Annotated in this window: 10 protein-coding genes; 6 read left to right on the top strand and 4 right to left on the bottom strand. The window is 65.2% G+C overall.

Annotated elements, in window-relative coordinates:
- Positions 1 to 26: 26 nt before the first annotated feature.
- The gene (locus tag ABDW49_RS21845) at positions 27 to 1919 is read left to right on the top strand and encodes a sialate O-acetylesterase (RefSeq protein ID WP_343615212.1); all 1893 of its coding nucleotides are present in this window, start codon (positions 27 to 29) and stop codon (positions 1917 to 1919) included.
- A 212-nt stretch (positions 1920 to 2131) separates the two neighbouring features.
- Here the strand turns inward: ABDW49_RS21845 and ABDW49_RS21850 are convergent, their stop codons facing one another.
- Positions 2132 to 3178 (bottom strand): LacI family DNA-binding transcriptional regulator, encoded by a 1047-nt coding sequence (locus tag ABDW49_RS21850; protein WP_343615213.1) that lies wholly within the window; start codon positions 3176 to 3178, stop codon positions 2132 to 2134.
- A gap of 200 nt (positions 3179 to 3378) precedes the next feature.
- Here ABDW49_RS21850 and ABDW49_RS21855 point away from each other — a divergent pair, with 200 nt between their 5' ends.
- From ABDW49_RS21855 to ABDW49_RS21865, 3 genes are read left to right on the top strand one after another with little or no spacing between them, the layout of a single operon-like run.
- The gene (locus tag ABDW49_RS21855; protein WP_343615214.1) at positions 3379 to 3825 is read left to right on the top strand and encodes a cupin domain-containing protein; all 447 of its coding nucleotides are present in this window, start codon (positions 3379 to 3381) and stop codon (positions 3823 to 3825) included.
- 17 nt (positions 3826 to 3842) lie between these two features.
- Complete coding sequence (locus ABDW49_RS21860) at positions 3843 to 4994, top strand: Gfo/Idh/MocA family oxidoreductase (protein WP_343615215.1); 1152 nt, start codon at positions 3843 to 3845, stop codon at positions 4992 to 4994.
- A 16-nt stretch (positions 4995 to 5010) separates the two neighbouring features.
- A complete protein-coding gene (locus tag ABDW49_RS21865) occupies positions 5011 to 6369 on the top strand; it encodes a Gfo/Idh/MocA family oxidoreductase (RefSeq protein WP_343615216.1) in 1359 nt (452 codons plus the stop codon).
- 12 nt (positions 6370 to 6381) lie between these two features.
- On the opposite strand, the gene ABDW49_RS21870 is transcribed toward ABDW49_RS21865, so the two are convergent.
- Positions 6382 to 7398, bottom strand: coding sequence for an alpha/beta hydrolase-fold protein (locus tag ABDW49_RS21870; protein WP_343615217.1), 1017 nt, complete (start codon positions 7396 to 7398; stop codon positions 6382 to 6384).
- Between the two features lie 276 nt (positions 7399 to 7674).
- Here ABDW49_RS21870 and ABDW49_RS21875 point away from each other — a divergent pair, with 276 nt between their 5' ends.
- Positions 7675 to 9330 carry a glycoside hydrolase family 43 protein gene (locus tag ABDW49_RS21875; protein WP_343617355.1) on the top strand — a complete coding sequence of 552 codons (1656 nt, stop codon included), beginning with the start codon at positions 7675 to 7677 and terminating at the stop codon, positions 9328 to 9330.
- A 15-nt stretch (positions 9331 to 9345) separates the two neighbouring features.
- On the opposite strand, the gene ABDW49_RS21880 is transcribed toward ABDW49_RS21875, so the two are convergent.
- Entirely contained in the window at positions 9346 to 10407 is a 1062-nt protein-coding gene (locus tag ABDW49_RS21880) for a LacI family DNA-binding transcriptional regulator (RefSeq protein WP_343615218.1), read from the bottom strand.
- 332 nt (positions 10408 to 10739) lie between these two features.
- Between ABDW49_RS21880 and ABDW49_RS21885 the strand changes: the two genes are divergently transcribed.
- The gene (locus ABDW49_RS21885; RefSeq protein WP_343615220.1) at positions 10740 to 12320 is read left to right on the top strand and encodes an alpha-L-arabinofuranosidase C-terminal domain-containing protein; all 1581 of its coding nucleotides are present in this window, start codon (positions 10740 to 10742) and stop codon (positions 12318 to 12320) included.
- 41 nt (positions 12321 to 12361) lie between these two features.
- On the opposite strand, the gene ABDW49_RS21890 is transcribed toward ABDW49_RS21885, so the two are convergent.
- Positions 12362 to 13393, bottom strand: coding sequence for a cupin-like domain-containing protein (locus tag ABDW49_RS21890; RefSeq protein ID WP_343615221.1), 1032 nt, complete (start codon positions 13391 to 13393; stop codon positions 12362 to 12364).
- Positions 13394 to 13396: the final 3 nt, after the last annotated feature.

Raw genomic sequence — 13396 nt, forward strand, 5'->3', positions numbered from 1 at the left:
GATATCGGATGCGTTATGCTGCGTTGATGGCTGTTTTGATGCTGACGGCCGCGCCGGTGCAGGCACAGGCCCCCGCGTCTTTGACGCTGGCGCCTGTCTGGGGCGATCACGGGGTGATCCAGCGCGACCGCCCCATCCTGGTCGAGGGCTGGACCGCGCCCAGGCGTGCCGTCTCGGGTGATCTGGGGGACGCGCATGCCACCGCCGCCAGCGATGCCTCCGGCCATTTCGCCCTGCGCTTTCCCGCGCGCCCGGCCAGCGATGCCGGGGTGACGCTGACGGTCTCGTCCGGCGCTGACAGAGTGCAGGCCAGCGATCTGCTGGTGGGCGATGTGTGGCTTTGTTCGGGGCAATCGAACATGGAATATCCGGTCGCCCGCGCCCTGAACGGCCCCGGTGAGGTGGCCGGAGCAGGTGATGGCGGCCTGCGTTTGCTGACCGTGCCCAAAAAGACGGCCATGCAGCCGCAGACCAGCTTTGGCGGCCCGGTGGGCTGGGCGGCAAGCAGCCCGCAATCGGCCAGCGATTTTTCGGCGGCCTGCTATTTTATGGCCCGCGATCTGCGCAAGGCGCTGCATGTGCCGATCGGCGCGATCCATTCGAGCTGGGGCGGATCGCAGGCCCGCGCCTGGCTGAGTCCCAAATCCGGGCTGGCGCTCTATGGCGCGGCTGACATGGCCATGCTGGAGGCCTTTGGCCGCGATCCTCTCGATGCCGTCACCCGCTTCGCGCCGCGCTGGGAGCAATGGTATCGCGGCACCACCCAAGGCACCGAGCCATGGCTGAAGCCGGACAGCCTGTCATGGAGCGCCGTGCCGAAAATCGCCGGTTGGCTGGCGTGGGAGGGTACGCCCCTGGCCACCAAGGCGACCGGCACCATCTGGCTGCGCCGCCAGATCACGCTGACGCAGGCGCAGGCCACCGCCGGGGCCGTGCTCAAGCTGGGCGTGCTCGACGATATGGATATGACCTTCGTCAACGGCCGTCCGGTGGGCAACAGCTTCGGCTGGGATTATGAGCGGGAATACGCCGTACCGCCGGCCTATCTGCATGCCGGCGTGAACGAGATCATGGTCGCCGTGACCAACAGCTATGCCGACGGCGGCTTCCAGAGCAAGCCCGAGGTGCTGCAACTGGCGATCAAGGGCGGTGCCTCGCTGCCGCTGGCCGAGGGCTGGCGCTTCAGCATTTCGGGCGCGAAGACCTATCCGCCCCGCGCGCCCTGGGATGCCAATGGCGGGATCGGGGTGATGCACAACCGCATGATCGCGCCGCTGGGCTCTTTGGCGCTGAAAGGCGTCGCCTGGTATCAGGGCGAGAGCGATGTCGATACGCCCGGCTACCGCCAGCGCCTTTCCGCGCTGATTGATGGCTGGCGCGGGCAGTTCGGTGCCGATCTGCGGGTGCTGGTGGTGCAATTGGCCAATTATGGCCCGGTGCAGAAGGGGGCGGTGGCCTCCAACACGGCGCGGCTGCGCGATGACCAGCGGTTCGTGGCGGCGCAGGCGCCGGGCACGGCTCTGGTCAGCGCCATCGACCTTGGCGAGAGCAGCGATATCCATCCGGCCAACAAGGAAACGCTGGGAACCCGCTTGGCGCTGTCGGCACGGGGCGTGCCCATGCCGATGCCGCTTTCGGCGCGGCGCGAAGGGGATGCTATCCGCCTGCGCTTCAGCGGCGTGGAGGGCGGCCTTCAGGCCTGGAGCGGCGTCGGGCCGATCGGCTTCGAGCTATGCGGGCATGAAGGCCGCGATTGCCGTCTGGTCGAGGCCAAAGTCGATGGCGACGGCGTGGTGATTGCCGATGGGCGCGGCGCGGAGGTGGTGCGCTATGCCTGGGCGGACAGTCCGCGGGTCAATCTCTATGACGGGCGCGACCTGCCGGTGCCGGGGTTTGAGATGGCGATTGGGGATCGTTAGGGGGAAGAAGTTTCGCCTCCGGCGGGCAAAGGGCCATCGCCCTTTGCGATCCCTTTCATAAGAAACTGGCCTCTCCGCGCCGCTGGCAACAAGCTTTCTGCCTGCGGCGCGGCGACGTTGCTCTGTGGCCGAACCCGATGCGCAACGCAGACAATAAAGGGATCGCAAAGGGCGATGGCCCTTTGCCCGCCGGAGGCACGTCTCCCCTTCTGTCAAAGCTTCCTATCGGAATCGCGCTTCACCAGTTCATAATCCAGCACCTTGCGCTGGACGGCGGGCGCAAGGCTGCCGCGCTGGGCCCTGATCCGCTCGACCAGCAGGTTCAGCGCGGTGCAGGCCATGGCGTGGATGGGCTGGCGCACGGTGGTCAGCTCCGGCCAGATCTTGGTGGCGATCGCCGTATCGTCGAAACCGCAGACGGTCAGGTCGCGCGGCACCTCCAGATGGCGGCGCTGGGCGGCGGCCACGCAGCCGGCCGCCATATCGTCGTTGGAGGCGAAGATGGCGGTGGGCGGGCTGGCCAGCTCCAGCAGGGCGGAGGCACCGTCAAAGCCCGAGCGATAGGTGAAATCGCCTTGCTGGATCAGCGTTTCGTCCACGGCAAGCTTGGCCGCCGCCATGGCATCGCGAAAGCCGGACAGGCGCAGGGCGCTGGCGGACTGATGCGGATTGCCGATGATAAAGCCGATGCGGCGATGCCCCAGCGCGATGATCTGGCGCGTCATGTCATGGGCGGCCTGATAATCGTCGATCATCACGGCATCGTGATGCGGGTCGGCCTCGCCCGGCCCGATCTGCACGGCGGGGGCCTTCAGCCCGTGCAGCAGGTCGAGCAGCGAGGTTTCGTCGCAGAGCGGCGGCGGCAGCAGGAAGCCGTCGATCCCGCCCGCCATCTGCCGCTTGACGGCTTTCTCCTCATCCTCGCCAAAGGCGCAGCGTTCGACCACCAGATGGACATCGGCGCGGCTCGCCTCGTCGAGGCAGCCCAGCAGCAGCGCGCTCAGATAGGCCGCCGAGGGGTTGGTGTAGAGCAGGGCGATACGGATCTGCCCGGCGCCTGCCAGGCTGCGCGCCGCGCGGTTGGGGGCGTAATTCAGCGCCTTGATCGCGGCTTCCACCGCCTCGCGCGCTTCGGCGCGCACGCTGGGGTGGCCGTTGATGACGCGGCTGACCGTCATGGGGGAGCATTGCGCAAAACGGGCGACGTCGCTGACCGTCGGACGCCCGGAGTGCCGACGATTGGATTTTTTATCTGACATCGTGAATCCCCATTTCCTGTGCCTGTCTATCGCGGCGGGGAAGCGGAGTGCAAGCCATGCCTCAAGAGCCATCGTTGACGGCGCGGGCTTCACATGATCAATGGCGGTTGACGAAGTCCTGTCATCAAACCTACACCTCTTCGTGAGAGCGCTACCACAACGGAGTCACCCAAAAGGGGGCCGGGCGCGGGAGAAAAAGGATGCGGCTGAAAGCCAGAGACGCTGTGCTCGTCGCCACGACGGCAATGGTGTGTTGTGCGGCCATGGCCATGGCTCAGGGGCGCCCGGCGGTGCTGGGCCCGGCGGTGTTCGACTGGAACGCGATGAAGGTCACCAGAACCGAAACCGGCGAGGTGCGCTCGATCGTGCAGCAGCCCACCGCCACGCTGGAGGAGCTGGAGATGCATGTCACCACGCTCAATCCGGGCGTGGCCTCGCATCCGCCGCATCACCATCCCAATGAGGAGCTGGTGATCATCGATCGCGGCACGGTCGAGACCCTGTCGGGCGGCCAGTGGAAACGGCTGGGGCCCGGCTCGATCATCTTCAACGCCGCCAATTCGGAGCATGCGCTGCGCAACATCGGCACGGAGCCCGCGCAATATCACGTGATCAACTGGAAGAGCGCCACCACACCCAATCACTGACATTCGGGAGATTTGCGATGAATGCGATCGATCGTCGCGGCCTGCTCGGGGCCGGTCTTGCCGCGGGTCTGGCCAGCGAGGCCTTTGCCCAGTCGATGTCGCAGGGCAATGCCGTGTCTCAGGTCGCGGCCCCGACCATGCCCGATCCCACCGCCCGCTATCGCCTTCCCTTTGCGGTGATCGGGCTGGACCATGCGCATATCTATGCCATCACCGATGCGGTGATCCGGGGCGGCGGGATCCTGTCCGCCTTTTATGCCACGGATCCGGCGCAGATCGCCACCTTCCGCAAGCGCTATGGCGCGGTGAAGCTGGCCCGCAGCGAGGCCGAGATTCTGGAGGACAAGGCGATCAAGCTGGTGGCGGGCGCGCCCATTCCTGATCTGCGCGCGCCGCTGGGCATCCGCGCGATGCGGGCGGGCAAGGATTTTCTGGGTGACAAGCCGGCCATCACCACGCTCGATCAACTGGCGCAGGTGCGCGCCGCGATCAAGGAGACCGGGCGCAAATTCGCCATCCTCTATTCCGAGCGGCTGGAGGTGCGCGCCGCCGTCATGGCGGGCGAGCTGGTGAAGCAGGGCGCCATCGGCAAGGTGGTGCAGACGGTCAACCTCGCGCCGCATCGCATCAGCGCGCCCACCCGCCCCGACTGGTTCTGGGACAAGGCCCGCTATGGCGGCATCCTGACCGACATCGGCAGCCATCAGGCCGATCAGTTCGTCTATTACACCGGCACCACCAGGGCCCATGTCGTGGCCTCTCAGACGGGCAATCTGGCGCATCACGACCATCCCGCCTTCGAGGATTTCGGCGATATGATGGTCAGCGGCGATGGGGGCAGCGGCTATATCCGCGTCGACTGGTTCACGCCCGACGGCTTGCCGACATGGGGCGACGGGCGGCTCTTTCTGCTGGGCACGCAGGGTTATATCGAGCTGCGCAAATACGTCGATATCATGGGGCGTCCGGGCGGCGACCATCTGTTCATCGCCGATGGCAAGGGCGTGCGCCATATGGATTGCAGCAAGGTGCCGCTGCCCTTCGGCCCGCAATTCATTGCCGATATCGTCGAGCGGACCAGCGTGGCGCAGGATCAGGAAGGCGCGCTGCTGGCCGCCGAGCTGGTGCTGCTGGCCCAGAAGAACGCCACTCGCCCCGTTCAGGCCTGAAGCAGGAGTGTTCTCGATGAAAGCGATTATCACCCGTCGCACCGCGATCAAGACTGCCGTTGCCGCCGGATTTCCCGTCATCATTCCGGCCAGCGTGCTGGGAGCCACCGCGCCCAGCAAGCGGATCAACATCGGCGCCATCGGCGTGGGGCGCATCAGCCGCACGCATGACATGAGAGAGGTGCTCAAGCATCGGGATGCCCATATCGTCGCGGTCTGCGATCTCGACACGCACCGGCTGGCGGCGGGGCAAAAGCTGGTGGATGAGGCCTATGCCGCACGCGATGGCAAGCCTTATGCGGGCACGCGGATCTATGGCGATCATCACGCCCTGCTGGCCAATGCCGACATCGATGCGGTGCTGATTTCCACTCCCGATCATCAGCATGCCCGATTGGCGATCGATGCCATCCGCGCGGGCAAGGATGTCTATCTCCAGAAACCCGCCTCGCTCACCATTGCCGAGGGGCGCAAGATGGCCGATGTCGCCAAGGCGTCCGACCGCATCGTCCAGATCGGCTCGCAGCAGCGCGCCATGGACCCCTGGCCGCAGTTCCACCGCGCCTGTGAGCTGGTGCGCAATGGCCGCATCGGCAAGCTGACCCGCGTGGAGGTGGGCCTGCCGGGTGACCCTTCCGGGCCGGTGGCGCCGCCCATGCCGGTGCCCGCCAACCTCAATTACGACGCCTGGCTGGGCTCCACGCCGGAGGCCTATTACACCGAGATGCGCGTCCATCCTCAGGCCTCGCTGGAGGACCGGCCGGGCTGGCTGCGCTGCGAGCAGTTCGGGGCGGGGATGATCACCGGCTGGGGCGCGCATCACGTCGACACCGCCCATTGGGGCATGGATACCGAGCACACCGGCCCCATCGAGATCTGGGGCCATGCCGACTTCCCCAAAAGCGGACTGTGGGATGTGCATGGCGCCTTCGAGACGCATGGGCTCTATGCCAATGGCGTGCAGATGACGATCTCTGGCGCGTTGCCCAATGGCGTGCGCTTTATCGGCGACAAGGGCTGGATCTTTGTGGCCCGCAGCGGTGGCGTCACCGCCTCCGACCCGGCGGGTGGGGCGGATAAGGCGCTGGTGGCCAGCGATCCCAAAATCCTGACCAGCGTGATCGGCCCGCATGAGATCCGCCTGATGCAAAGCCCGGAGCATCACCGCAACTGGCTGGATTCGATCCGCACCCGCGCGCCCAATGCGGCGCCTGCCGAAATCGGTCACCGTGCCTGTTCGACCTGCCTGCTGCACTGGACCGCCATGAAGACCGGCCGCCGCCTGCGCTGGGACCCGGTGGCCGAGCGCTTTATCGGTGACGATGAAGCCAATGCGATGCTCAGCCGCCCGCAGCGCGCGGCTTACGCGATCTGAAGGGAGCCGGCTTCAGCGCGGATAATCGCGCCACAGCCATTCCAGCGCTCCCGGCAGGGTCTGGGCGACGACATTGGGATCGACATGCCCGGCGCCTGCCGCCCGCACATAATGCATGTCGTAATGTTTCGCGGCCAGCGCGGCGGCCATCCGGTCATTGGCGAGAGGCCAGTTGTGCCAGCTTTGCTCGGGGTCTTGCCAGTGCAAATCCTGCTCGCCCACCTCCATCCAGATACGGATCGGCTTGGCGGGTGAGCCGGGGATCAGGCTGGCGTGATACTCCCACGCGCCGCGCGGCGTGGCCGGATCGACGGGCGAGGCCTGATTGACGAAGGTGCCCGAATAGCTGAGCACCTTGTGATACCACTCGGGATGATACCAAGCCATCGACAGCGCGGCGGCCGCGCCGGATGAGCCGCCCATCGCCGCGCGCCCATCGGGATCGCTGGTGAAACGCAGGCCATAGAGTGCGGCGGCGCGGGGCAGAACCTCATGCTCGACAAATTCGGCATAGCGGCCCGACATGGTGTCATATTCCAGCCCGCGCTGCGACCCTTGCGCGTCGCCGCCGCCTGACTGGATCATCACCGCGATCATGGCGGGAACACGATGCGCGGCGATCAGCGTGTCGAGCGCGGCGGCCACCCGCGCGGCATAATCGCGCCCGTCCTGAACCACCAGCAGCGGCGCCGCGCTGCCTGGCCGATAGGTGGCAGGCACATAGACGAAGACCTCCCGGCGCCACGGTGCCGGTGCCGATTGCTGATCGGCGGGGGCGGCGATGCGGTTGCCCCAACTGTCGCGGCGGCGGGTGGCATCGCTGTCCAATTGGCGGATGCCGGGGTAGATCCGGCTTTCGGAGGACAGCATGATAAAGCTGTGGAGCGTGCCCCTGGGCGTGGCAGGCCGGGCCGCCATCTCCGGCGCATCGTGATAGGGCGGAGCGATGTCGACGGTCTGAGGTGCCTCGGGCGGGGCTGCGGCGGTGGCCAACAGGGTTACCAGCAACCACGGCGCTGTCTTGCGCATCCTCGTCTCCCGATTGGCGCCTGTCTGCGCCCTGGCTGCCCTTGTGCCGCCTTGAGAGCCGCCGCGCAATCTCTTGACGGAAGGTGTTTGCCATCATGCGTGACGCAGCAGCAGGAATGGATCGCCTGCGCAAGATGGGGCACGGCCAACCCGGCATGCAGGCGCCGGTGGTGCCTCGGTCGCGGCGCGTGAAAAGCGCTTGATAGCGCTATCTCGATCCTTTACGCCTTGACCTGCAAGGCCGCCGGCGAGTGGCAAGAGGATGGGGGAATGGTGATGTCTCTGCGGTCGGCGCTGAAAAAGTCTTTCCTCCTGCTGGCCCTGACCACATCCCCGGCTTGGGCGCAGAGCGCGCCTGCCCGCTTCACGCATTTCACCTATGACGGCCACGCGCCAGCGGGATCGCGGGCCGCAGCGGGCAGCTATGTAAATCCGATCCTTGCCGGTTACCATCCTGATCCGTCGATCGTCAGGGTGGGCCCGGATTACTACCTGATCAATTCTTCCTTTGCCCATTTTCCGGGGATTCCCGTCTTTCATTCGACCAATCTGGTCGACTGGGTGCAGATCGGCAATGCCATCGACCGCCCGACACAGTTGAACATGGCCGGGCGAAAGGTTTCGGAAGGCGTCTTTGCGCCGGATATTTCCTATCACGATGGCTTGTTCTACATCGTCAACACCTGCGTGGGTTGCGGCGGCAATTTCGTGATCACCGCGCGCAATCCTGCCGGGCCATGGTCCGATCCGGTGTGGCTGGGTTTCGACGGCATTGATCCCTCGATCTTCTGGGATGGCGACAAGGCCTATATCGTCCATAATGACGCGCCGAAGGAAGCGCCGCTCTATGAGGGCCACCGCGCAATCTGGATTCAGGCCTTCGATCACAAGGCTCTGAAGATGACGGGCCCGCGCAGCCAGATCATCGATGGCGGCGTGGACATCAGCAAGAAGCCGATCTGGATCGAGGGGCCACATATGCTCCGGCGCGGGGCCTTCTATTACCTCTATGCGGCCGAGGGCGGCACCGCCGAGAACCATTCGGAGGTGGTCTTCCGCGCTTCTGCTCCCACCGGGCCTTTTCAGCCCTTTGCGGGCAATCCCATCCTGACGCAGCGCGATCTCGATCCCGCGCGGCCCCATCCGGTGACGTCGTCGGGCCATGCGATGATGGTGCAGACGCAAAAGGGCGACTGGTGGTCGGTGTTTCTGGCAACGCGCCCCTACAGTCCGGGCCTGTACAACATCGGTCGGGAAACCTTCCTGCTGCCGGTGAGCTGGAAGGACGATTGGCCCACCATTCTCGACCATGGAAAAGCCATTCCACTGGTGGCCCGGCGCCCCGATTTGCCTGTCGGTGTGAAGCCCTCCCTGCCGCTGCTCGGGGATTTTGCCTATGTCGATGATTTCAGGGGCAGGCATCTGTCGAACGCCTGGGTAGGGCTGCGTAACCCGCAAAAGCCGTTCTATCGGCTGGAAAACGGGGCTTTGCTCTTGTCATCGGCAGCGGCGCTGGGAGACAGGAATGGGGTTCCCGCGCTGATCGCCCGGCGTCAGCAGCATCAGAATGCGGTGGTCTCGGTCAACGTCTCCTTCGCGCCGCGCAAGGATGGCGATCGGGCCGGGCTGGTCGCCCTGCAGAATGATGAGGCCTATGTGTTCTTCGGCGTGACAAGGTTGGAGGGCAAGCGCGTGGTGGCCCTGTTCACGCGCGAGGCCGGGCATGGCGAAACGCTCGTCGCTTCGGCGCCGCTGCCCATGGGGCCTGTCAGGCTGACCTTCCGTTCGCAAGGAGCGCATCTGGGCTTTGACTATGCGGTCGGCGGCCGGACCAGGAAGCTTGGCGCCCCCATGGACGCAGCTTTGCTGAGCACCGAAAAAGCAGGCGGCTTTGTCGGTACGATTGTGGGGCCTTACACCCATTCGCAATAGGGCCGGCCTCGGGCGTCAGCCGCGTTTGGCAGGCGCCGCCGCATCCGATCCGCGTTGCACAAAGGAATAGTCCAGCACGATAATTCTGGAGTCCTGTGATGCCCCTGTCCGGTCGGCGCGGATGCTTCTGGCCAGCAGGTCCACGGCGTGCTGCGCCATGCCATGAATGGGCTGCCGGATGGTGGTCAGTTCGGGCCAGACCTTGGTCGCCGTCGCTGTGTCATCGAAGCCGCAGATCGTCAGATCCCCGGGAACCTCCAGATGTTTGCGATGCGCGGCGGCAACGCAGCCTGCGGCCATGTCGTCGTTGGAGGCGAAGATCGCGGTGGGCGGATGAGGGGCCTCCAGCATCTCGGTCGCCGCGGTAAACCCCGAGCGGTAGGTGAAGAGGCCATCGCGCACGAGAAGAGGGTCGATCGACAGACCCGCTGCGGCCATCGCGTCGCGAAAGCCGGAATGGCGCAGGCTGCTGGCCGATTGCCGGGGATCGCCGATCACGAAGCCGATGCGCTTATGGCCCAGATTGATGATATATTGGGTCATGTCGTAAGCCGCCTGATAATCATCGATCATCACGGCGCCCAGATGGGCATCCGCCCGCCCCGGCCCGATCAACACGCTATGCGTGCGCAGGCGCCGCATCACGTCCAGCAGCGCGGGATCATCGCAAAGCGGGGGCGGGAGCAGAAAACCGTCGATCCCCGAGGCGATCAAGCCGTCGATGATGGCCTCTTCATTGCCGTCAAAACTGCAGCGTTCGACGACAAGATGCGCATCCATCTGGCTGGCCTTGTCGAGGCAACCGAGCAGCAATTCGGTCAGATAGGCATCGGACGGGTTGGTGTAGAGCAGGGCGATGCGGATCTGGACCGCACCGGCCAGGCTCTGGGCGGCCTTGTTGGGGGCATAGTTGAGCTGCGCGATGGCCGCTTCCACGGCCTCGCGCGCCTGGGTGCGCACGCCCGGCACGCCATTGACGACCCGGCTGACCGTCATGGGAGAGCATTGCGCCAGCCGCGCGACATCGCTGATCGTCGGGCGGCCCGACTGGCGACGGTTGTTTTTCTTGTCTGCCATGATCCGCTTATCTGAGCTCCGGGTTTGCCAGTCGTTTGTTGGCTTATAGGCCGCGTTTCTTGCAACGAGATGCCCGCTGATCGCAAGAGCCTTGTCGAAAGCAGCTTGCGGAAATACTCCGACTTGTTACAAGATAGCGCTAACAGATCGGATACTGTGAACATCCGATATAAATCTGAGGGGGAGACCGTGGTGTCCTTCGGCTGCAACGCCGAGGGCCGAAACGTTTCGCTGCGGCCGGGCGCGATCTGACGGCTTCCGATTTCGCTATCGCCGTGGGCATCCGTCACACCTCCACGCTTCCGCATGTATCCACCGATCGAGAGGCTGTTATGAAAAGCTTGAAATCCCTGCGTCTGGCATCGGCGTTGAGCGTCATCGGTGCCGTGGTCACGGTTGCCCCGGCACAGGCCGATACGGCGCGCGTCGCGGTGCATATTGCAACCGATGCTGCGCCCACACAGGCCATCGACCGCAACATCTTCGGCCAGTTCGCCGAACATCTGGGGCAGGGGATCTATGGCGGCGTCTGGGTGGGCAAGGACTCTGCCATTCCCAATGTACGCGGCATCCGGTCTGATGTGGTGGCGGCGCTCAAGGCGATCAAGGTGCCGAATGTGCGGTGGCCGGGCGGCTGCTTTGCCGACGAATATCACTGGCGCGACGGCATCGGTCCGGCTGCTGCGCGCAAGGTTCACGTCAACAGCAATTGGGGCGGCGTGCCCGAGGCCAACACCTTCGGCACCGACGAATTCATGGATTTTGCCGATCAGATCGGCGCGGATGCTTACGTCTCGGTCAATGTCGGTTCGGGCAGCCCCGAGGAAGCGGCCGACTGGCTGGAGTATATGACCGCCCCCACCGAAACAACGCTGGCCAAGGAGCGCGCCGCCAATGGCCATCCCCAGCCCTACAAGGTCGCGTTGCTGGGGCTGGGCAATGAGAATTGGGGCTGCGGCGGCGCGATGTCGCCCGACCATTATGTCGAGGAGATGAAGCGCTTCGCCCATTACGTTCACAACTTCAATCCCGCGCAGCATGATGCCGGGCAGATGAAGCGCGTCGCGGTGGGCTGGGATTCGGGCAAGAGCGATTACACCGAACAGGTGATGAAGGCCTGGGCCGACAAGGTCTATAGCTGGGACATCGAGGGCGTTTCTCTGCACAATTACGTGGTGGGCGGCTGGCCGCCGCATTTCCCGGCCACGGGCTTTGGCGAGGATGACTATGCCGCCACCATCCGCGAAGCCTTCAACATGGACAAGCTGATCGTCCAGCAGACCGCGATCATGGACAAATATGATCCGGGCAAGAAGGTGTTTCTCTCGGTGGACGAATGGGGCGCCTGGCTGGCCCCCACGCCGGGGTCGCATCCGGGCTTTCTGGCGCAGCAGAACAGTTTGCGCGATGCGATTCTGGCAGCGGTCAACCTCAACATCTTTGCCCGCCATGCCGACCGCGTGAAGAACGCCAACATCGCCCAGATGATCAATGTGCTGCAGGCCATGATCCTGACCGATGGGCCCCGCATGGTGCTGACACCCACCTATCATGTCTATCGCATGTATGTGCCTTTCCAGGATGCGAAACTGGTTCCCGTCAGCTTCGATGCGGGCCGTTACGAGCATGGCAAGGACAGTATGCCGCGTCTCGATGCGGTGGCTGCGCGTGATGCCGAGGGGCATCTGTGGCTGTCCTTGATCAACATCGACCCGAATGCGCCGGTCCGTGTTGCGCTGGACCATGGGCGTTCGGCAAGCGGTCAGGTGCTGACGGCGGCGAAGGTCGATGCGGTCAACACCTTCGCCGCGCCCGATCAGGTGGCGCCGCGCGCGGTCAAGGTGCAGTCCGGCACGGGCGGACTGGTGATCGAGGTGCCTGCCAAATCCGTGATGGTCGTGCGGGTGGATTGAGCCGAACTGTGCCGCCGCCCGCTATCCGGGCGGCGGCCTGTTCAGACATCCCGCATCTCGCGCATGATGGTCGCGCGGATACGGCCATAAGCGGCGCGGTCGATGTTGGCGAGAACGCCGCGCTGGTCTTCCGGCAGATGCGCCAGCGGATGACCTTGCCCGCGAAACACATAATGCTCGAAAAAGGCGCGGAAGGCGTCGCGCTCGGCCTGGGGGCGTTCCGCGATGGTGATCATCGCCAGCAGCATCGAGAGCATCGGCGCATCTGGCCCGGTGGCATGGGCATCCCACCAATAGTTGACCAGCGCGTTGAAAGGCGCCTCGGCATCGACCTGATGCCACCACAATTTGGGCAGATAGAGCGCGTCGCCCGGTTCCAGATCGGCGGTTAGCGCCTGTTCCCGCGCGCGCGGAAAGTTGGGATAGCGTTCGGGATGGTCCGGGTCCTCGGTGGCCATGCTGACCGGCTGCCCGGCCAGCGTATGGTCGATGGGCCCGGCGTAAAGGTCGGCAATCGCCTGTGGCGGATAGAGCGTGAAGCGCCGGTGCCCGGCCACCACGCAGGCCAGATTGTCCACCGCATCGTAATGGGCGGCGATGTGCGAGGCCGTGCCGATCCAGATCCGTGGCTGGACGCCCTTGACCATGCCCGGCAGCGGATTGGCATCGGCAAGGCCGGGCAGATAGGCTGGCGTCGGCAAGGAACCCAGATAGGCCGAGCCCAGCGCAGGATCGCGCATGCGTTCCATGATCGTGGTGAGCGCGCCGGCGACCGTGGTGGGCATGCGGGTGAAGTTGAACCCCTCCAGCTTCTCCCCATAGAAATAGCGCCCGGCAACCGCCTGATCGGCCAGAAACACCTCTGCCATCTGCGGGCTGGCGAAACCCGTCAGCATGGCACACAGCGCTTCGGGCGATTGGCGCGCGGCGTGACAGAGGGGCCAATCGCTCACCAGCCCGCGCAAGATGACCGGACGTGCGCCCGCCGTCAGCGTCTCGAGCCAGGTGGAGGGATCGCGCTTCGCGGCCTCGATCTCCATGACGCCGGGCGGGGTGGTCAGCGTGTCAGCCACGGC

Origin of the sequence: Novosphingobium sp. (assembly GCF_039595395.1) — a bacterium.
GTDB lineage: Bacteria > Pseudomonadota > Alphaproteobacteria > Sphingomonadales > Sphingomonadaceae > Novosphingobium.